Raw genomic sequence first — 19,438 nt, forward strand, 5'->3', positions numbered from 1 at the left:
TGCCCACACAGATTGATAGATTTAAATTGTTAAAGAGCTTCTCTTCATTGTGACTTGCGTCACTTCGTAAGAGGCGGCCATTCTAGCGACTTAATTCTCAGTGTCAAACACTTATTTGGAATTAATTTCTACTTTCTAAAAGTAGGAGTGAATTATCACTCAAAGCTAGTTGCCTTTACTAACATTCTTTACTGAAGCCTTGTGGCGCCTGCCGTGTCAGTGAGGCGGCATTATAGAGATGCCTCTCATATTGGCAAGCATTAAATGCATTTTTTATTGAAAAAAGAGGTTAAGCGAAGACATTTCAACCAAGGGCTTATTTGTACCACTTTAAGCCCAACTTTCGAACAAATTACTAACAACAGCCTGTGGATAACTACTCATCACTATCAAAAAAATAAGACAATCGAGATCTAGGGTTTAAGTACTCTCTCACTTGTTCAGGTAGTTTGTTGGGATTAACCGCATTAACGATCTTGATATCTTTAGCAAGCAGGTCAATTACAGGAGCTTGCGTTCTGGGTACGCTAGGGTCATAGGTCAGCACATTAGGATAAAGCATATGCTTGGCATTTACCGAAATCACAATACCAATTGAATCATTGGAGAGCTGGACCACTGTTCCTGGCGGGTACACTCCCATAAACTTAACCAATAGACTTAAGTTGTCTTGGCTATATAGGTGTTTGCAGTTCTTATATAAGTGGGAAAGCGATAAATAAGGGATCATTGGCTGTGACTGTGTTTTGCCATGGCACAAATTATCGAATGCATTGACCACCGCCACTATCTTGGCAAACTCATCAATCTCTTCTTCTTTTAAGCCTTCAGGGTAACCCGAACCATCATTCACCTCATGATGCTGAGCAATTACCTTTTTAGCTGTTTCAGGAAAATCCTCTATTGCAGAAACGATATCCGCACCATACTTAGTATGAAGCTTTAAATAGTTCTCTTCTGGCACCGTCAATGCGCTCTGCTTTCTTAATATAGCGACAGGTATTTTGATTTTGCCCACGTCATGGAATAACGCAGCAAAAGAGAGCTCTTTCAATTGTTGAGTGTTGTAACCTTTAACTTTGCCGATCATCATGGCAACAACAGCAACATTTAATGTGTGGAAGTAGATATCTTCAAAGTTAGCTTTACCATTCATTAGGTGAAGTGTGACGTTATCATCACATACTAATGTTTCGACAATATTATCAACGAGGGATTTCACCTCCCCTACCGCATCTAAAGGACGATTGCGAATTTTGGTCATGACTGAGCGCATTCGAGCAAGTGAACGCTCAAACTCTTTCTCACAATTACTCACTCTGCGTCGGTAAGAACTTAAAGTTTCAATGCGATCATGCTTTTCTTTCCACATTTTTTCAGCTTCAAGACTAACTTGATTGTCATCACCTGATTCAAACTCAACCACATGGTTAACTGACAAAGGTGAAGTATTACTTTGATTAAGGTTTATATAGACGTGCTTGATACCAAGGTGTCGAATGATCTTAACCTGAGCATCGTCTTTTATTTTAAAGCTATTGAATAGAAACGGGTGTTCATTCCACTTGACGGGAAGTCGTATATGTAGACCAGGCTGAATGCGATCTACGGTAATTTTTATGCTGCCCATTTTTATATATAACGTTGATTAATAATCTCTATTTATAATTCTAATAAAACCAAGCAGCAATTTCACTATCCTATTTCACAGGTTCAGTTTAAAGAATCGCAATGCACCATCCATCTTATACCGAACTTATCTTCAACTTTGCCAAACCTAGCGCCCCAAAACGTGTCTGCAAGTGGCGTCATAACTCGCCCGCCCTGCGTTAGTTTTTCAAAGATCTGCTCTTGGGTCGCTGTGTCGTCTGTCACAAGAGAAAGTGCAAGGTTGTTCCCTTCGAGCTCTTTAGCTTTAACCCCATCAGACATAATCAGCTTCATACCAAAGGCTTCGAATTCAGCATGCATGATCCAATCAGGCTGCGCTCCCTCTATTACCTGTGGAGCATTACTAAAGAGTTGTTTCGATAAGACCACTCCACCAAAGCATTTATGATAAAAATCCAATGCCTCGTCACAACGACCATCGAAAAATAAGTAAGGGGTTACTGTCAGCATATCTTTCTCCTCTATTGCTACTTTAAACATAGACAATAGAAGTAATAATTACAGGTAACAGGCTGATTTAAGATGATTAATTTATTGAAGGTTATTAACACGATGGGAATCAATGAGATTTATGAGTGAAACATCAAGATTTAACTGATTCGTAGCTTGCACCCAAGCCGACATGCTGGATTTCATATTCACAAACGCCCAAAATGACGAAAGGTCGCTATATATAAAGCGACCTTTCTATAAATGGTACCGATTTAGGCGAAGTGATTGGACAGGCATTCCTGCCGCCACCGCGAAGGCAACGCTTTCCAGACTCCAGATACAACAAAGCCTCAACTTTCGTTGAGGCTCTATCTTAAAATATGGTACCGGTAGGCGGACTTGAACCGCCACGCCCGAAGGCAACGGATTTTGAATTCCTTACATGGGCTTTTAACTAGTTGTATTTACTAAGATCTTGTTAGATATAAAAGACCATGAAATGGGATTCTGTTGGATTCAGGTTGCATGCTTTGAGCACAGAAAACGTCAACTAGCTGCCAGCTACTATAAACCTACATATTTGTGACACTTCATCTATGCTCATGACTTGGAAAACTTTACACTGACGATATTAAAATCAGAATAGAGGAAAGCTTACCAATGGCAGTTATCATTGCTGAGTACCTAGGACAACGAACAGACATTGATTATCCCATAATCTCACCAGCAAAACCTAAAAGCGGAGCGCTCTGCCCATTTATGGATCGAGCTTGTGATAAAAATGCTAAAGGCTACCACCCTGTATGCTCAGTGAGAAAGCCAGATGGTGAACTTTGGATTAATTGTGAACATAGGTTATGCGCAACTTACAGCAAAAAAAAAGTTGGCAAGAAGGATGTTGAAATAGGGTTAGTTGACCATCAAATTGACATTCTCAATAAAGTCGCAACTACAATCTACCCCAACAATTTTAAACTCGATGATATTGGAGTTCGTAGGGAAGTACCAATCCCCCTAGATGAAACTCGAAAACATAATTATCATGCAGATTACATCATGAGGAATTTTACGAACAACTCTAAAGTAGACGAAATACTACTAGAGATGCAAGGTGGTGGTGAATGTTCAGGTTCTACTGCTAGCCATATGCTCGATTGGGAAAATTCAACAAACCGCGATAATGCTTTATTAAGAACACCAACCTCAAAAGCAAGCGTTATGGTGACAAATGCTTGGAGGAGACAACAAGAACAGTTTCTAGTCAAAGGAAATGTCGTAAGTCAAACTGGTGGTAAGATAGTATTTGCTGTTGGCTCATTAATAAACAAGTACCTACAAAATAAATTCAAAAATACCAATCTCACTGATCTCAGAAAGCATAATTGGACTCTATGTATTTTACCTTTCAAGGAAGACAAAAGCCAACCAGCACAACATGGTGCTATTCCACTTGAGGTGGATGAGGAGAACTTACTTTTTACCAATTACTCTACATTTGTGCGCTTTCTGACAGACCAAGGAGTACCTAGCCCTGAGATTTTTGAGGGCGACTTCATAAGCTTAAAGAATCAGACCATTACAGTGAAATAGCTCAAAGTTAGATTACCAAGTAATAGTAACAAGAGCTGGTTTACTCTTGTTACTATTTGACTAATTGTTATAGACCTTGACTATCAACAAAGATTATTTTTTTAGCTATCCACTCCACAATAGGTACGGAAACTGCGTTGCCAACAGCCTTTAGTCGACTAGAGTCCAATCCTCCGGAAACCCCTGTAGTTTCTCGTACTCTGAAGGGAGCATTCGGCGCACATACAGCATCGGCACTTCCTCTTGAATCAAGCGTGTAAGTTTCTCCATCATTTCTGTATCCCTTTGCTTGGGGACCTGCTGTATTCTTTCTTCCGATGCTTGCATGCTGGATAGCAAAGATATCTGACTTTGATAAGCCTTTTCTAGCTTCGGGTGCAAAGCTTGACCTCTCGCCTCTGCCCGACTTATCAACGACTGAATTTGCTCGATCGTCAAAAAGGACTCTAGCGGAGCGCATGTCTCCAAAACTTGCGACAATATACACTCGACGTCTTCGTTGTGGTGTTCCAAAGTATTTAGTGTCAAATACTCTCCACGATACACCATACCCGAGTTCATCCAACGTTTTAAGAAGGATTCCGAAATCAGCTCCGTCGTGGCTATTGAGTAATCCGGGAACATTTTCGATGACCAACCAGTCAGGCTTTCTTTCTCTAACGAGTTCTGCATAAGTGTAGAAGAGTCCACTTCGTTCTCCTTTTAAACCTTTTCTTTTGCCTTGATTTGCAAGTGACACATCCTGACAAGGGAATCCGCCACACCAGATATTCGCATCTGGTATTTCAGACGCTTTAAGTGTTTTAATGTCTGAATGTAAAGGGGTTGTAGGCCAATGTTTCTTTAAAACTTTCTGACAAAAAGTATTGACCTCACATTGAAAAACGACCTCCATTCCAGCTCGTTCACAACCTAAATCAAACCCACCAATTCCAGCAAAAAAAGAAGCGACCTTATACGGATTTTCTGCTGAAGGCAGCTTTATTACATTATCCAAAATATGTTTAACCATGTCTGCATCAGATGACTCTTTAACCCATAGAAAAGCTTGCAATGCTTCAGGTGTAATAATATACCCATCATGATTACACTCTTTCGTCGCCACAAGTTCACCTTTACGAATAAACCTTCTGGTTCCATTTATATCTTTAACCAGACCTTTAGATATCAAAATATTAGTAGCATCAACTACATTCATAATTTTCTCTCTAACTTAAGTTAAACAAATAGTACAAGATGACTTACTGAATTACTACGCAAACATTAAGCAAAAAACAACAAGTAACTGATATTAATGAATTTATTTTTACATAAATTAAATTCCGGCCGTTCCATTCTGCGGCCGAATTTCAAGTCATTCTTGAACTTATCTCAACTGATAAAATAATCCTTTTGATTCACCGCTAATAGTTAACTCATATAATTTCATACATTTATCAAACTCATCAACAAACCTTATCTTCGGCAAACCATACTTAGTCGAAATCTCATCAATCGACAGATTCTCAATCTCACCTTTATTCTTAGCACGACGAGCCTTGTCATTCAGCGAAGTAACAGCCTTCTTCAAATCACCACCTGCAACAAGTACAGGGTTAGCAAGCAAAAGATGACGCGCAGATGGATACAACTTACCCATGTAGAACATAGGCTTAGATTGACCTTTCAACTTCTCACGCTCGGTATGCGCAATCGACAACGCTTCCTCTACGCCAATGCCAGACTTTATGCGATTCATCAGCGTACTTTGCGCCACACCTAGCTTTCTAGCCGCTTGGCGCATACTTGAATACTCAGTGCCGTCTATAACAACTTTCTTGCGGTACGGTGTCGTAGGGCGAGCCTCAAGTTCAAGGGCTTGTTCTAGCGTCCAGCCGAACTTTGTAACGCGCTCATTAACCAATTTGGGGTTTAAGCCATAGTGACGCGCAGCAGCAGTGCGAGAAGTGAATGTAAGACCTTCTACGGTCAATGTTTTAGTATTTTTCATCGGTATTATTCCTGTAATTCAGATAACAAAAATCCCCACAGGAGCCGAGAGGACAAGCCTCTCAGCCCCTGTAGGGCTACTTAATTTCTAATTAGAATGGTGCGCCGTTATCTGCTGGTTGCTCACCAGAGTTCAGTTTCACTTTATTGCCTAGCTTTTCATACAGAGCCAACATAGGTTCGATAACTTCACGATGAGCAACAGGCTTACCGAACGAATTAACCCAACCACGTTCGCGGTATCTCGGAGCCCATTCATTCATAGTCACTAGCACTGAACCATCAACACCCCAAACCTCGACAAAATCTACACCATCACTTATCTCGTTATCAGCTACCTTAATCGCTGCATAAGCCAGCTCTAGGTATTTCAGCTTGGCAGTAGCTCCAGAACTCAGAACAACAATCTCACTCTTTCCATCAGAGCATATAATGGTTGAATCGGCACTCTTACCACCGAAGTAGCAAGTTAGCACTCGCTTAGTTGCCTTAGCTGGTTTTACTTCTAAGCTGTCAGGGGTAATTCCCAGTAATTGCATAGCAGTAGGCTTCTTTTGATATGGGTTACGTTTTCCACGTTTAGGTTTGTTAAACTTTAATCGACTATCACGCTCTTTAATCTTTTCAAGTAGATAAACCTCAGCTTCGGCATAAGTATTGAATTTACGGTTATGACCGCCCGGTTTACCTTCAAAGATTTTCTTTGCTGCTTCAAAGCTAGTAACGACATCGGCAGACTGATCGTTTAATACAGCATAATATTTAGTTTTAGACATAACTGATCCTATATTTTTCAATATCACCACGACGTTGTGGCATCATCGATTTAACTAGATTTTTGAGAGTAATGAGTTTGAGAGGAGCCCTTTAGAGTTAAGCGTAAACCGATCAGGTTTTGATCGTAGCCACCATCTCGCAAGGGTTTTCAGGGGAAGCATTAGCAGTAAAAGGTACGAAAATGCTTGATAACTCCATTACTACTTAAATTTGAGATGTCATATCCCCTATTATCTCCCCTACGGTCAAACTCAACACATAAAGAAAAAGCCCTTCGGGAAAAGGGCTTTCGATAGGTCAATATTTACGATCTCAACGGGCGTTGAGAGCTTCTCGTAGTGAGGAACGAGATTCAGGGTCGAAGAGGATTTCAACTTCGAAGTCAGGAAACTTCGAGACAATTAAGAGAGCTAACTTGGTTGTCAGCTCAGTCATCGGTACAGCGCCTTCAATCAATTTGGCGTTCTTAGCACTACGAACTGCGGTCGCTTTGGTTGGATACCCAATATCAGTCATCCACTCAGCTAATGCTTTGGCGGTAATCTGTTTCTTACTCATACCACCTTGCTCTTGAGCGTAGAACCGCAAGAATAAGCGTGCCATCAAAGTATCTGAGGTCTCATCAACCTTTAAACGAACATCCTTGTGACTGGTACTTTCTGCCATTATCAAGCGATCTTGCCACGAACACCAATCATCAAAATCTTTTAGAACATGAGACTTACGCCAGCGATCAAAACGCAATCGCGTAAACAACATTTCATCCAACGACCTGTGCGGCTTGGTTTCAAGTGCGATATGCTGACGTCCTTTCACGTCAACCATCACCGGATTCAACATTTCACGTTTCTGGTCGAACTCCATGTTCAGATAGATAGACCGCTTCTCAAGCATCAAATCCTTATGCTCTAAAAAGCGCATCCGGTTCGGTGTCAGGTAGCTACCATCAACTTTGTCACCGGGCTTTCGGGTGAGATACTTATTGACCATATAAGCACTCTGGTCAGTGATGGTTGGATCAACCTTAACACCGCCTTTAGCCAGTATCGGCTCATAGCCTTCACTCTCAATAACAGTGTACTGAGCACGAGTTTTCGCACCGATTAGCTGCTTCGCTTGATGCTTTAACTCCAGCACTTCACCTTTAGACGGATCAATACGATGGTAAAGGTCACGGAACCGCCGACAAATAACACCACTAAGATCAATCTCATCCAACTCTGCATTGGTTAAGAATCCATCCGTTGTAACAGACACTACGACCTTATCATCGGGGATGCTTTGCAACATTTCCCCCAATAAAGCACGAGCAAGCCCTGTTGTATAGGCAGCAAAGAAAGGGTTGGTTAGAGTGGATGGTGGTAACTGCTTAGAATAACCAGCTTGGATATCAAACGCGGTCTTCGGGCGCAATGACTGCGCCAGCTTTCCATAACAACTATTTAACATTTCCTTGGTTAGTTTTTCATCAAAACTTCCCTTATCGAATGACTTACGACGCTCTCGCCCCCACTTCATGAATGGCTCAAAGATACGTTTATCATTCATCCAAGGAACCACAAAGGCTTGCTTTATAGTTATCTCTGCACCTTGGTTATAGGCGACTTCAAGTTCATGACCAGTACAGTAAGTCTCGCCAAATATTGGAAACACCAATCCATAGTCAGATCGCACGGCTAAGCTAGGAAATCGAGTCCCTTCAGGAAAGGAAAATTCAACCCAAGCCATTGCACATTTATCACCAAACAATTCATTAAGATCTTTGGTCATGTACATCTGATCGTATGCAAGCTCACGTAGACCTAGACAAATTGAGCTATAGCACGATGGAACATCGTAATCTCGCCAAGTATCTATACCTGTAGAGCCTACAATAAATGACTCGTTGCGACCTCCATGGTAAGCCATGGTCGAAAAATGCTCTAATGTCATACGAGCCGTTACAGGAACATCCCGTGTAATGGTTAAAGGTTTACTTCGGTCAGAAGGCCACACTTCTTTAGTCACCTTCTCAAAGCCAAACAAACCACGATAACCGCGCTTATCATCCAAGCTATTCACAAAGGCTTTAACGGCAATACCACCGATGGTGAACGGAACCGAATTTAGACCGAGTGTATTTTGACAGAAGGAAGAAACCCGCTGGAAATGACGAGCACTGATAATTGAGTCAGTAATTGCATACTCAGCGAATTTCTCCGGTTGTGCTTCCAGAAACTCATCCATCCGGGAGATGGAATACGGCTCTGGAATTTCAACTTTGGGTATAGACAATAGGTCACCTACGGATGAGAGGGATGAGCCATTAGGCGATAAAAGCATGGTGTCATAGAAAGTGATGAAGAGCGTTTTCTTGTTACCAGACTTCGAGTAAGTCTGTAGTGGCTCTTTATCGATACGTCGAGACATAACTTTATCAAGTTCCAGTCCGTATACGTCATCAAGACTCGCCACCGTCTTACGCAACCCTTTTACGTGGGCCTTTAGCTGATCAAAGGCTTGGCTGAAGTTAAACAAATCAGCCGATAGCCAATGAGCACACAAAATGATGTCAGTCGGCCACTTATCAAGTACTTCATCTTCCATCGCTTTTTCGATAGCCTGAACCAAGCATTTGTCCAGTGCTAGTCGTCCAGATTTTTTGGTCGATTCAGGAAACAAGATAATCGTTGATAGTTTGTCATTGAATAGAACCGCGAACTGGTAACTCAAGATACGGTTGTAGGTTCCGCATTCAGACGCTACATACTCAGTATCCATAGCTATCACGGGGCGTTCAAAGAACGGTGTGGGCTTTCGCTTTTTACGCTTGTTCTGCTTCTTCTTTTTAGGTTTTCGACCCACCAGCGGTTTAGCTTTGCGCTTAACGCTATCAAAAGAAGTGGGCTCACTCGGTTGAGCTTCATCCCAAGAACTTGCCGCCTCTTCTTCAGTCCAACCTGATGTTGCTAGGTTATCCATACTTAAGTCAGAAGCCTGCTCTAACCAATCAAAATTTTCACTCATTAGGGTTACTCCAGATACGCAAAAAGATGCCCGAGGGCATCTTTTTGAAAGGGTTAAAAGACAGGTCTTATCGATACTCTGACCAGTTCACTGTTGGTAAATCTTTACCCTCAGAGAACGCTATCAGCGCATCAACAATCGCATCTCGTAAACCATCTAGATCTGAATATTCTTCGGGAGTGAACATCGCTAAGAGGTTATCGCTATTCATCGCCGTGATCAGAAGTGCTCCGGACTTACCTGAAATGAAAGCGTTGGAGATCGCACTCGCGTGAATCCAACCGCCGCTTTCCAACATTAAGCACTTACCTTTCTCTGGCTTCACCGCTTTTAAGATCTTATCGAACAGCTCACCAACCTGATCACCAGACTCGTTAATAATCAAATTACAAGTCTTATCCAAAACCACTAAACGATCATCAGACGGCAATACTGTTTTGCCATTAGCCACATTCGCGACACCAGATCTTGTTTTTACAAACATTGCGTTCATTTTCTCTTATCCTTCTAAAAATTGAATTGTTAAAGAACAGCGAAGAAGCTCGCTGCCCCCTCAAAACAAGCAAGCGAGAGAATCGCTGCGTTGCTGAGGTACATATTAGAGATGAAAGAAAGCATTCAACTAAGAAGGGAATCGAGTCGATAAGCCACAAAAACAATTAACTCACCGATCAAAAGACAGTGAAGCTTAAGAGCAGAACCTAAGTCACGAAACGCGCTAGAAGAAATATCACTCGTCAAGGCTGTGATAGTAAAAAGATCAAGGTTAGGTACACTTTTGTTTGATTTTTATAGATGCGCACTAAAAAGCCCAAAGACGCCCTAACGGACGCCTTTGGGCTTTTATCTGTATTGAGAGATATTACTGTGTTAATACATTGTCATCTCTTTTTCCCAACGCTCAACCTCACTACGCAAAAAGCGCACACTACGACCTATGCGTATCACTGGTGGTAAACTCTTAGGGTTACGAGTCACATTGGTTCGGACAGTTGCAGGGTTTAAGCCGTACATTTCAGCAAATTCTTCAATAGTTAGTACTCTGGACATATCGAACTCCTTAATCGATTTGTAAGTTTGGCAGCATGGCGTCAACGGTCTGCTGAGAGGCTTGTGCTAAATGGGTGTTTTGGTAATAGGCGTAACGCTCGGTAACACTCACATTGGAATGACCAAGACTTTGCTGCGCGAGGCGAATATCGTTCGTTGCAATCAACATTTGGGTTGCATACGTTCTACGAAGATCGTGGATAGTAAAAGGCGCTTCCAGACAACCTTCTTGCTTCATGGCTTGTTGAATGCGTTCCATACAAGCGCGTGGGTAGGCAATGTGCTCACCTTGGTTCTTTAACGAGGGAAATACCCAATCATTAAAAGAAACCTTGAGGCACTTTCGGACAAGACGTTGTGCAGGCTCAGAGAAATAAATTCGCTGTGATTTACCGGATTTAGTCATAGGTAATAAAGCAGACGATAAATCAACAGCTAACATGGAACGCGTAAGGCCCATCACGTTACCAACACGCATACCTGTAAGCAGGCTAAGCATCAAAGCATAGGCATGAATGAAGTTAGGTTCAGCGCAAGCATGACGACAAAAGCTTTCCATTTCTTTAGAGGACAACACTCGGTCTTTCGCATTGTTCTCCAACCGTTTTTTAATGCCCTTTACTGGATTTTTATCGATAATCTCATGCTCAACCGCCATCGAAAAAAGTTTCGACAAGAAGGCGTGATAACGGTTAATGGAGGAATTGCTTAAGTCTGTAAGTGAATTAAGAAACCGTTCAACATCACGGCGAGTCACGTCCGTAACACGCTCTTTACCAAACGCAGCCATTACACGCTTAGAACGGGATAAAAAGGTCTTAGAATCGCGGTGATGATTACGACTGTATGGAAGTACAACGCCATCAAAGAACTGTTGTACAGTCAAACATGCCCCCTTCTGATATGCCCCAGACTGAACATCAGCGATAAATTGGTAAGCCAACTGATTGAATTCAGAAAACTTCATTTCGGGGTAAGTCCCAAACGACTCGTAGTAACGCTTTCCTTTCCAGCCAAGGCGAGCTATCCAGCGCATACTCTTCGCGGTCACAAGTACGCGCAATCGAGGGTTTTTCTTCCAAGGATACTCAACACCTTGCTCGCCCTTAGCTGGGCGAGGCAAGGCGTTCAGTACCTTCTGGTTCATTTCTATCGGTGCAGTGCTCACAATATCACACTCCGTATAAGTAAATCGTGAGCACTAACTTATTGTTTTCGCTATCTTGAAGGTTTTGAGTGAGTCACCTCATCCAATAACCGTCAAAGCCATCATTGAAGTAAAAACCTAGGAGACATAAGGGGATAAGAAAGAGTAAAGTACTAGAAAAGGAACACATTTGTTTGATTTAACATGTCAAGAAAAAAGACTCACTACCTCGATAAGATCGTCAATCTACATATTCATCGCGATAGCCTAAAGACATCTCATCAAAAACATGAGCTGATCGAGACACTTACACACCTACTCGGTTTAAGTGTCGATAAGGTCACCAACCAACTCTCTCTCGCTTGTGCTAAAGCAGGTATCAATGCACGTTTTACAAACAGATCTGCACATTCTTCGTTCGTAAAGGAGTACTCTGTAAAATCAGCTATCGATAAACTCGATAATACAATCGATATCCACATCACTATCAACAAAAACAATATTGTCGAAGATTATCCGCACCGTCCACTCGCCGTAAAGCCGTTCAAGAAAAGTGAGGATGAAGCCCGTAATACACAGGCTGAAATGCACGAGAAAATTAACGATAATCGTGCCAAAGCATACACGCATGTTCCGGTAACGTTTTCTATCAAAAGTACCCAGTTCCCACTATGGTACGAGATAAACAAAGCATTTATCGCCAAAGTGAATGAGCTAGCCAATGACGATACAAAGTACGAAGATGAGTGCTTAGAGATCATCTTACAAGTACTCCAAAGTTACTCGCCAACGAATGAAAAGCACCTAATTGAACCGACCAAACGATGGTTCCGGAAAAACATAAGTAAAGATTCTGTACTGCCCAAGATAAAGAACAAACCTTTTTATGCGGCTTTGTTCACTACGATAGCCACAGGTAAGATTGAAGAAGATCCGATAGAAATGACTTTGCTGCTCAAGCCCTACGACCACATCGGCTATATCCCTTGCAAATTACACCTACGGGACAACCCATTCTTCGAAAGTGACAAGCTTAAACACGACGAATACAAGTACACCCTCGGTCTACAGAAAGAGGGAAAGGTTTGTACACTTTACATTGATTTCAAAGACAAAGACGGTGACCGTTGTCGTTATGCCTTAAAGCTCAAGCAAGATATTCGACAGGTCAATACACCGTTCGGAAGTACGCCAGTGTTCAAGCCTGACTATGTATGGAATGAGAAACTTCCAGATAAGGAATACTTGATAGTGAAAGATGCTCCCCTATCAAGTACACAAGTAAACATCGTTTCCAAAACAGGTGGGACTGATACTCGAAACATTGAGCTTACTTGGTATCAGTTTCATGAGCGTCTATCGGTGTTCAATCTAAAGCAGCGCAAAGACCTCATACTTGCAGAAGTAAATAGCGACAGTGATATACCGATGATCGAGGTAACTGATGGTAGTGCGAATTTGGAGTGTTATTAATTCCCCAACGGCCTAAGAGATCACAGGGGAAAAAGCCCAATGAGATAAGGGAAAACGAAAAACACAAATTACGATAAAGAAAAAAGTAGAGGAAAAACCACCTCTACTTATTTTTTCATTAGAGAACGTCTAGCTCATCCAGAACACCACCAATGACAGCGCCAGTGACAAACCCCACAGCTCCCGCAAGAACGATAAATTGAGGGCAAACACGAGATGCAGCAATAGAACTATACTGTGCCCCTTTTAATCCCATTGAAACGCTAGGCTTAAACCAACGCTGTTGAGAGTTAGAATGAAAATGTGTTTTCGCCATAATGTTTTTCCTTTCCTCTAGAAATCGAAAAGGGCGATACCTCTCGATATCGCCCTTGGATAATTACGATTACTACCTAATGAGAGTGACCGCACACCTGACAGCTACCATCATCATAAGCACGTTCACCACATGCAGGACAGGTTGTAACGAGTGTTGTAATTGATTTAATCGCCATGTAAAGGCTCCTTCTTGTTGGTTTATTGGGGTGTTGCGAAGCTCATTGATACCTCAGCCAAGAGAGTTCCAATTTCGAAACTGAGGCATCGTGAGCCAAGCTCCGCAACAAAATTTATTGTGCTTTACCTTTCGGGGTATCTGAGTCGCATTGAGTCACATCAGTAACATGACCATTCATTGTTCCGCAGACATCGGCTTTCCACTGCACAATGACACCGTAAGACGATGTGTTCTGAATACCTGCCTTGCCATTCCATTGAGGCTCTAGCAGCTCTTTCATTTTAGATATATCACCCGGATTACCGCCGAACGTGCCACCTGCGAATACTGAAGATGCGAAAAGCGAAGTTAGACCTAGCAGGACAATTGATTTTTTCATTGTTGTTTTCCTTAAAGACGTAATGACACCACCGATAAAGACGGCGTTAACGTGATTGATGATTAGTTTAAAGAGGGTGAAGGTCAGGTTGTGTCCAGCAAGATGAAATTGATTGAATATTTTGTATAGCCATTGCTCCATCTAGGTTGATGAAAGCTATGCCAGTTCTTAGTGCGTAACGAATTGAAAGATTTAAAAATCTAACGGACACAACCCGTCCAATTGGTTCGTTACGATATTGAGATGAATGATAAGAGCGAAAAGCTAGCCCTAAGACTTGGAGATATACTGACTCGGTTATACCGAGGTGAAGTGTTATCTATAAGTTGGATGATGGAAGAATACGGTGTGAGTGAAAAGACCTTGCGCCGGGACTTCAACCAGCGATTGGTCAGTGCTCCTATCATGAAAACAGAACATGGATATCAGTTAGAAAGTCAGCTTAGCTCAAGCATAACAACCACTCAGCGTGTTCTTGATGAATCAGGGTTATCGAGTCTGCTTCCACCAAAGCACAATATCGGTACCTCAGCTTCAACCATCCTATTCAAGAATCCACGTATCGAAGACACTCACAAGTTTGATGGTGTGTTTACTCAGATAAATAGTGCGATTACCTCTAGAACTATCATTGACCTTACCTACCAAGGTCGCCTGATAACTCAGGTGCATCCGTACCGATTGGTGAATGACAGGGGTATCTGGTACCTCAGTGGGGTAGCGTCAGGTCAGCTATATTCGTACCGTCTTGCTAAGGTTTCCCAGATTCACACCGCCGAAGATAAATACTATCCTGACCCAAAGGTACTAGAAAACATCCGTAGGGTGGGAATGGAGTGGTTAACAGCTGAAAATGCAGATGTGTTATTACAGGTTGATGTTGAGGTAGCTTCACACTTTATTGATGGTGTTATTCTCCCTAACCAAAAGGTATTGAAAGAGCTTCCTGATGGAAGCTTATTAGTCTCCAGTCGAGTATCCAAACTAGGCGACATCATGCCGATTTTAAAACAATGGATGCCACGCATAGAAATTCTTTCACCTACCACTTTGAAACTTGAGTTAATGCGTGAGTTGTATGCCTCATTGGATAGATTTTAACTAAAACTCAACTTTAACTCCAAATTAAAAACAACCTTATTAAGGTGCACTCTTGGTGCCTAATTAGGAACAGATGGCCATAAAGAATTTCAGGGTAAATTGCATTTCTGATCGGCTACCTATACGCACCCTAGAGAAAACGAATACTACACTCCCATTGCTTCCAGATAGCAATGGGAGCTTTTAATAACAAAACACCAGTAAGAACCAAGCAAACTCGTTAAAATTGAATCTCCCTTCCTTGGTGTTTCCACCGTCCATAGCTATCCCAAAATCCATCCTCTCTAAACCCCGACGGCAACGTTTAAGTAATCCGTTGTAGAACGTTACCCAAATGAAAAAGGCTTCCCATCACACCATGACAAACATGGGACAATGAGAAGCCTTGATTTCACTAGGAAGTGAGAGGCGGATTTTATGGTGCATACATGGTGCTTTCAACTTGATTCGTTAGTAATGGACTAATCCACCGTGACTTTTATCTCATCAAAGCAGTCCATTCCGATGTAGCCTAGAAAGTTGGTTTCCCACATTGAATAGAACTCAGCGACACTGGATTCAGTAATGGGAACTCCCCCCATGTATCGGATATAAGCCACACCATGACCAAAATCAAAGTCGATTTCTTTCTCTAGCTCAGGCATCAATCCACAGTAACTAAAGTCAGTGATGTAATCGAAAACCCATTGATCATTAAGCCTACTGATACGGATTTCCACAGGGTGGTAGCCACCGTTCTCAGGACTGTATGATTTTTCTCGAAAGTTAATCACGACCGATTGGATCATGGGTGTCCATTTACCCGATTCGCTGATCACTCGGTTTAAAGTATCTTGAAGATCGACACTTACTGGCAGCAGTAAGCGCTCAACGTCAAAAGTTAAGTTCATAATAAATTCTCTTTTAATTTGTTAGGGGTGCACTCTTGGGTAGTGCGCGGTATGAAACTTGGGAAGTAGTTTGGTCGGCAAGGATTGATAAGAAATTCGAAGTTATTTAACTTCGGTTTCACCGTCCACTAATGACAGGAGTTCATCACGACGTTGCTTGTAGTCAGGCGCAAGAACGTGGAGAAACACCGATTTCTCCGACGGCAGGATAAGTAATAACCCACGCAGTGCCGCCGCCATAAATCCAGCATTATTAGCAGACCCACCTTTGAACACAGATTTAAGTACAGTGCTTTTAAACGGCTTGTCGTCTTGCTCATTTAACACAGCGACAACATCTTCAAAGGCTACCCACTCTTTACTATGAAGCCCACCACCTTCATTACCCGAAAGCCTAAAGAATAGAGTATTTAGATCATCATATACCGAAAGCTCGTAGAACACATGATTCTGAGTTTTCGGTGATAACTTTTTTGCTTTACCTTCGAGCACGATATTAGTGAAATGGTCTACTGGATTGTCGTCAGTAACCGTGACTTGTTCATTACCCTCTATGACTTCAGGTTGAACGACTTTTTCTTTTTGATTGGTTTTACGTGCCATGGGACACCTCCATACTATTAGTGACTATTAAGATTAAATTCGAGATTAAGATTCAGCTTGATCAGCAAGCTTGACGACTGGGAACGTTGGACTGTTCATTGGAGCGCAGCAATACACCCCACTACCTGCCGTAGTGACAATGGCAACAGCAAGTAGCCAAGGAGAGTCATCATCATTTAGCAAAAGCACCCATTCGCTGTAGTTACTGAGGAACCTTAAAAAATGCTGATTTTCCTCAGATTCTTCACTCAAGGTTTCATCGGTATCATCGGCTTCAATCAAATACAAAGTAGTGCCAACCTCATCCCAGAACGCTTTCGTACTTTCTTCATCACCGAGTGGCTCTATCAAGTGCTCTAGCAGTTTTGCTTTCACACCATCAGGCATTGGCAATGATTGAATATCTTCAAACTTGTTTACATTTTTCATAATTATTTTTTCCTAATAATGAAAAAGCCCCCGTCCAGCTATTCGCTGCACGAGGGCTTTTTCTAATGTTAATGTAGCTTTTATCTCTTCCAGTTAAATTTATAATTTAATGGCGGTAATTCATAATGTTGCGATAGGTATTCACTTAAGATCTCTCCTTCTAATACTTCTGCTGCCGCTTTATTACTGCACGTTTTCCAGAAAATGTATAAAGAATCAATAGGAAAAACGCTGTTTAAATCAAACTCTCGGAACCTCCAACCCGCCATATGCCCCTCTTTTCTAGAGCCTCTAGCACAAGAGTAGAAAGCCTTAATACGCTCTCTCAGATTGCCACTCTCTCCTACATCTAAAATACCATTCTCATCAACACCATGAGCTCTATTAATTTTTTGTCGAACTGAAATAATATACACTCCAGCGTCTTGGGGAACTTCATTACTTGAAAGTTCAGATAATCGACAGCCACCTTTCCACTCCGAAAACCTCATACTTTTCCTACACCTATACAATAACCGTGACTCACTATTCTCTACCAAAGGCAACTTGATTGTCACTTACCATATCCGATAGATGAGAGCCAACTTTACGCCTACGACCAACGGTATGCTTGGCATAATACTTACTCGTTATACCTATCTCCGAGTGATTCAATTGTTTAGCAATATCATGTAAAGGTACTCCTTTTGCCGCAAGCAAAGTTCCGAGAGTATGTCTGGCACTGTGCAGGGTTATATTGGCTTTATCTCCTGGTATATCAGGCAGTCCCATCTTCTCCTTGATTACCTTCAATGCGTGCCTAGCTGGGCTGATAGGTTTACCCTTTCTACGTCCAGCAAAGATATAGGGATTATTCGCCACTTTGGGTATCGACTTCAAAATAGAGAGCATGTAATCACTCAGATAAACAATGTGGTCACGACCATTTTTTGTTCGACTTATATACAAAGTTTTCTGTTCCCAGTTTATCGATTCGTGGGTTAAGTACCTCAATTCACGATCTCTTAATCCAGTCAAAAACAACAAAGCAAGGAACGCTCCGGTATGTTTATCTGGATACTCCAATGCATGGCGAACAAAATCTTTCAACTGACTCTCGGAGAGATAACCAGTGCGGATATTATCAAGCTTAGGTAAGCTGACCTTATCAGCGACCAAGGGACAATCCATAAGACGGTATGCATGTTTATTTATCGACTTGAGAAGTGCTAATACCCTGCAAATACTGGCAGTTGCGTAAGGTTTACCAGTGGTTTTGCTGATCTTACCTTGCATTTCCATCTGAACTTTAACGATGTGAGCAGCTGTGAGCTGGTTTATTGGAACATGATGTATCGACTTAGCATGTAACCGAAACCGAGCGACATCATCTTTCCATGTGCGGCGCTGTTTTTGAAGCGGAAGATAAACAGTATCGAAAAACCGTTCAAGGGTCATAGAAGAATCAGTCTTTTCAGTGTCACGCTCGATCTTCGGATCAATACCTTCAAGAACTTGCTGACGATACTCCTTCGCTTTCTTGCGCAAGGTGATTAGGTCAGTGTCATTGAGCCGCCCTAGACCGATGGATGCTTTCTTACCTGTAACCGGACTGGTATATCGTAGAAGATAGCGAACTGAACCCTGACGCTTACCTACCAAGCAGCGAACACCTACAGGCAGACCAGAGTCTTTCATAGCAGATAGATTAATTTCGTAATCGGTGGATTTAGCGTTGGCAGGATTGGGCTTGAGATTGTTGAGGAAAGTGGTGGTGAGTCGTTGTGATTTGCTCATTCAAACCTCCATTAACTAGATATTCAATTAGTTAATATAAGCTTGAAAAGCAACTTATTGCGGTGAAAGATCCAAATCTAACTTCATTAAGCACTCAAATAAACTGTTCCTCTAATAGAACTATCGAGTTAAACTTAAACAACTTTAAAATCAATAGATTAGTAGGATTTAAGATGAAACTATACAGAGGAACCAAAAAACATATTACTGATACCATATTGCCTAACGCATATTTAGAAGCGCCTAGAAAACCAACAGATACACACCCCGCTATTCATGAGCAAGCGGATTTATGGTTTTTTAAGAAGTTCAAAATAAAGGCCCGTAGCCAAACCATTTTTGTATCTACATGTAAAAAACAAGCTAACACTTATTCTGGGGACGATGGGGCGATATTAGAGATAGAACCTATCGGAGACTACAAGTTAATTTACAGTGCGTACGTATATGACTTTCTAGACCACACTTTTGACGGGATTTGTGGTGCAAGACCTGAAGAAATAACAAAATGGTTGGATAGTAAGTATTATTACTGTGTAAAGTCTATTTCTGAATTACCAAAAGACTTTTTAGGAGAAGCTATGCTTTTTTGTGAAGAATACAAAGTGACACAGCTTCCTGAATAAAGT

Annotated in this window: 20 protein-coding genes; 4 read left to right on the forward strand and 16 right to left on the reverse strand. The window is 41.7% G+C overall.

Annotated elements, in window-relative coordinates; all coding sequences use genetic code 11:
* Positions 1 to 376: 376 nt before the first annotated feature.
* Positions 377 to 1,630, reverse strand: coding sequence for an HD-GYP domain-containing protein (locus ACTRWI_RS03435; RefSeq protein WP_499129383.1), 1,254 nt, complete (start codon positions 1,628 to 1,630; stop codon positions 377 to 379).
* A gap of 83 nt (positions 1,631 to 1,713) precedes the next feature.
* Positions 1,714 to 2,121, reverse strand: coding sequence for a VOC family protein (locus tag ACTRWI_RS03440; protein WP_499129385.1), 408 nt, complete (start codon positions 2,119 to 2,121; stop codon positions 1,714 to 1,716).
* A gap of 642 nt (positions 2,122 to 2,763) precedes the next feature.
* Between ACTRWI_RS03440 and ACTRWI_RS03445 the strand changes: the two genes are divergently transcribed.
* Positions 2,764 to 3,693, forward strand: a complete 930-nt coding sequence (locus ACTRWI_RS03445; RefSeq protein WP_499129387.1) for a hypothetical protein — start codon at positions 2,764 to 2,766, stop codon at positions 3,691 to 3,693.
* A 67-nt stretch (positions 3,694 to 3,760) separates the two neighbouring features.
* On the opposite strand, the gene ACTRWI_RS03450 is transcribed toward ACTRWI_RS03445, so the two are convergent.
* The 7 genes from ACTRWI_RS03450 to ACTRWI_RS03480 all read right to left on the reverse strand — a co-directional run bounded on the left by ACTRWI_RS03450 (position 3,761) and on the right by ACTRWI_RS03480 (position 11,683).
* Positions 3,761 to 4,891, reverse strand: coding sequence for a DNA cytosine methyltransferase (locus tag ACTRWI_RS03450; protein ID WP_499129389.1), 1,131 nt, complete (start codon positions 4,889 to 4,891; stop codon positions 3,761 to 3,763).
* 168 nt (positions 4,892 to 5,059) lie between these two features.
* Positions 5,060 to 5,683 (reverse strand): hypothetical protein, encoded by a 624-nt coding sequence (locus tag ACTRWI_RS03455; protein WP_499129390.1) that lies wholly within the window; start codon positions 5,681 to 5,683, stop codon positions 5,060 to 5,062.
* Positions 5,684 to 5,774: 91 nt separating this feature from the next.
* On the reverse strand, positions 5,775 to 6,458 hold the full coding sequence (locus tag ACTRWI_RS03460; protein WP_499129392.1) for a ribonuclease H1 domain-containing protein: 684 nt from the start codon (positions 6,456 to 6,458) through the stop codon (positions 5,775 to 5,777).
* Positions 6,459 to 6,771: 313 nt separating this feature from the next.
* Positions 6,772 to 9,465, reverse strand: coding sequence for a hypothetical protein (locus ACTRWI_RS03465; RefSeq protein WP_499129394.1), 2,694 nt, complete (start codon positions 9,463 to 9,465; stop codon positions 6,772 to 6,774).
* Between the two features lie 67 nt (positions 9,466 to 9,532).
* A complete protein-coding gene (locus ACTRWI_RS03470) occupies positions 9,533 to 9,958 on the reverse strand; it encodes a hypothetical protein (protein WP_102409452.1) in 426 nt (141 codons plus the stop codon).
* A 377-nt stretch (positions 9,959 to 10,335) separates the two neighbouring features.
* The gene (locus ACTRWI_RS03475) at positions 10,336 to 10,515 is read right to left on the reverse strand and encodes a helix-turn-helix transcriptional regulator (protein ID WP_499129397.1); all 180 of its coding nucleotides are present in this window, start codon (positions 10,513 to 10,515) and stop codon (positions 10,336 to 10,338) included.
* A gap of 10 nt (positions 10,516 to 10,525) precedes the next feature.
* Positions 10,526 to 11,683 carry a tyrosine-type recombinase/integrase gene (locus ACTRWI_RS03480; protein WP_499129400.1) on the reverse strand — a complete coding sequence of 386 codons (1,158 nt, stop codon included), beginning with the start codon at positions 11,681 to 11,683 and terminating at the stop codon, positions 10,526 to 10,528.
* Between the two features lie 183 nt (positions 11,684 to 11,866).
* Between ACTRWI_RS03480 and ACTRWI_RS03485 the strand changes: the two genes are divergently transcribed.
* Entirely contained in the window at positions 11,867 to 13,135 is a 1,269-nt protein-coding gene (locus ACTRWI_RS03485) for a hypothetical protein (protein WP_499129402.1), read from the forward strand.
* Between the two features lie 118 nt (positions 13,136 to 13,253).
* Here ACTRWI_RS03485 and ACTRWI_RS03490 read toward each other — a convergent pair whose 3' ends face one another.
* Both ACTRWI_RS03490 and ACTRWI_RS03495 read right to left on the reverse strand, forming a co-directional pair.
* Entirely contained in the window at positions 13,254 to 13,451 is a 198-nt protein-coding gene (locus ACTRWI_RS03490; RefSeq protein ID WP_017084383.1) for a hypothetical protein, read from the reverse strand.
* Positions 13,452 to 13,743: 292 nt separating this feature from the next.
* Complete coding sequence (locus ACTRWI_RS03495) at positions 13,744 to 14,010, reverse strand: hypothetical protein (protein WP_499129404.1); 267 nt, start codon at positions 14,008 to 14,010, stop codon at positions 13,744 to 13,746.
* A 243-nt stretch (positions 14,011 to 14,253) separates the two neighbouring features.
* On the opposite strand from ACTRWI_RS03495, the gene ACTRWI_RS03500 reads away from it, so the two are divergent.
* Complete coding sequence (locus ACTRWI_RS03500) at positions 14,254 to 15,111, forward strand: helix-turn-helix transcriptional regulator (RefSeq protein WP_499129407.1); 858 nt, start codon at positions 14,254 to 14,256, stop codon at positions 15,109 to 15,111.
* Between the two features lie 461 nt (positions 15,112 to 15,572).
* Here ACTRWI_RS03500 and ACTRWI_RS03505 read toward each other — a convergent pair whose 3' ends face one another.
* The 5 genes from ACTRWI_RS03505 to ACTRWI_RS03525 all read right to left on the reverse strand — a co-directional run bounded on the left by ACTRWI_RS03505 (position 15,573) and on the right by ACTRWI_RS03525 (position 18,809).
* Positions 15,573 to 16,001 carry a DUF2787 family protein gene (locus tag ACTRWI_RS03505; RefSeq protein WP_499129409.1) on the reverse strand — a complete coding sequence of 143 codons (429 nt, stop codon included), beginning with the start codon at positions 15,999 to 16,001 and terminating at the stop codon, positions 15,573 to 15,575.
* A gap of 102 nt (positions 16,002 to 16,103) precedes the next feature.
* Positions 16,104 to 16,604 (reverse strand): hypothetical protein, encoded by a 501-nt coding sequence (locus ACTRWI_RS03510; RefSeq protein WP_499129412.1) that lies wholly within the window; start codon positions 16,602 to 16,604, stop codon positions 16,104 to 16,106.
* A gap of 45 nt (positions 16,605 to 16,649) precedes the next feature.
* Entirely contained in the window at positions 16,650 to 17,033 is a 384-nt protein-coding gene (locus tag ACTRWI_RS03515) for a hypothetical protein (protein WP_499129414.1), read from the reverse strand.
* An 80-nt stretch (positions 17,034 to 17,113) separates the two neighbouring features.
* On the reverse strand, positions 17,114 to 17,524 hold the full coding sequence (locus ACTRWI_RS03520) for a hypothetical protein (RefSeq protein WP_499129417.1): 411 nt from the start codon (positions 17,522 to 17,524) through the stop codon (positions 17,114 to 17,116).
* A gap of 34 nt (positions 17,525 to 17,558) precedes the next feature.
* Positions 17,559 to 18,809, reverse strand: a complete 1,251-nt coding sequence (locus tag ACTRWI_RS03525) for a tyrosine-type recombinase/integrase (protein WP_499129420.1) — start codon at positions 18,807 to 18,809, stop codon at positions 17,559 to 17,561.
* 173 nt (positions 18,810 to 18,982) lie between these two features.
* Between ACTRWI_RS03525 and ACTRWI_RS03530 the strand changes: the two genes are divergently transcribed.
* Positions 18,983 to 19,435: a hypothetical protein gene (locus ACTRWI_RS03530; RefSeq protein WP_102381666.1), complete on the forward strand. Its 453-nt coding sequence runs from the start codon at positions 18,983 to 18,985 to the stop codon at positions 19,433 to 19,435.
* The last annotated feature ends 3 nt before the right edge of the window (positions 19,436 to 19,438 follow it).

The sequence above is a fragment of the Pseudoalteromonas sp. G5_S1_14_S5 genome (assembly GCF_054968605.1).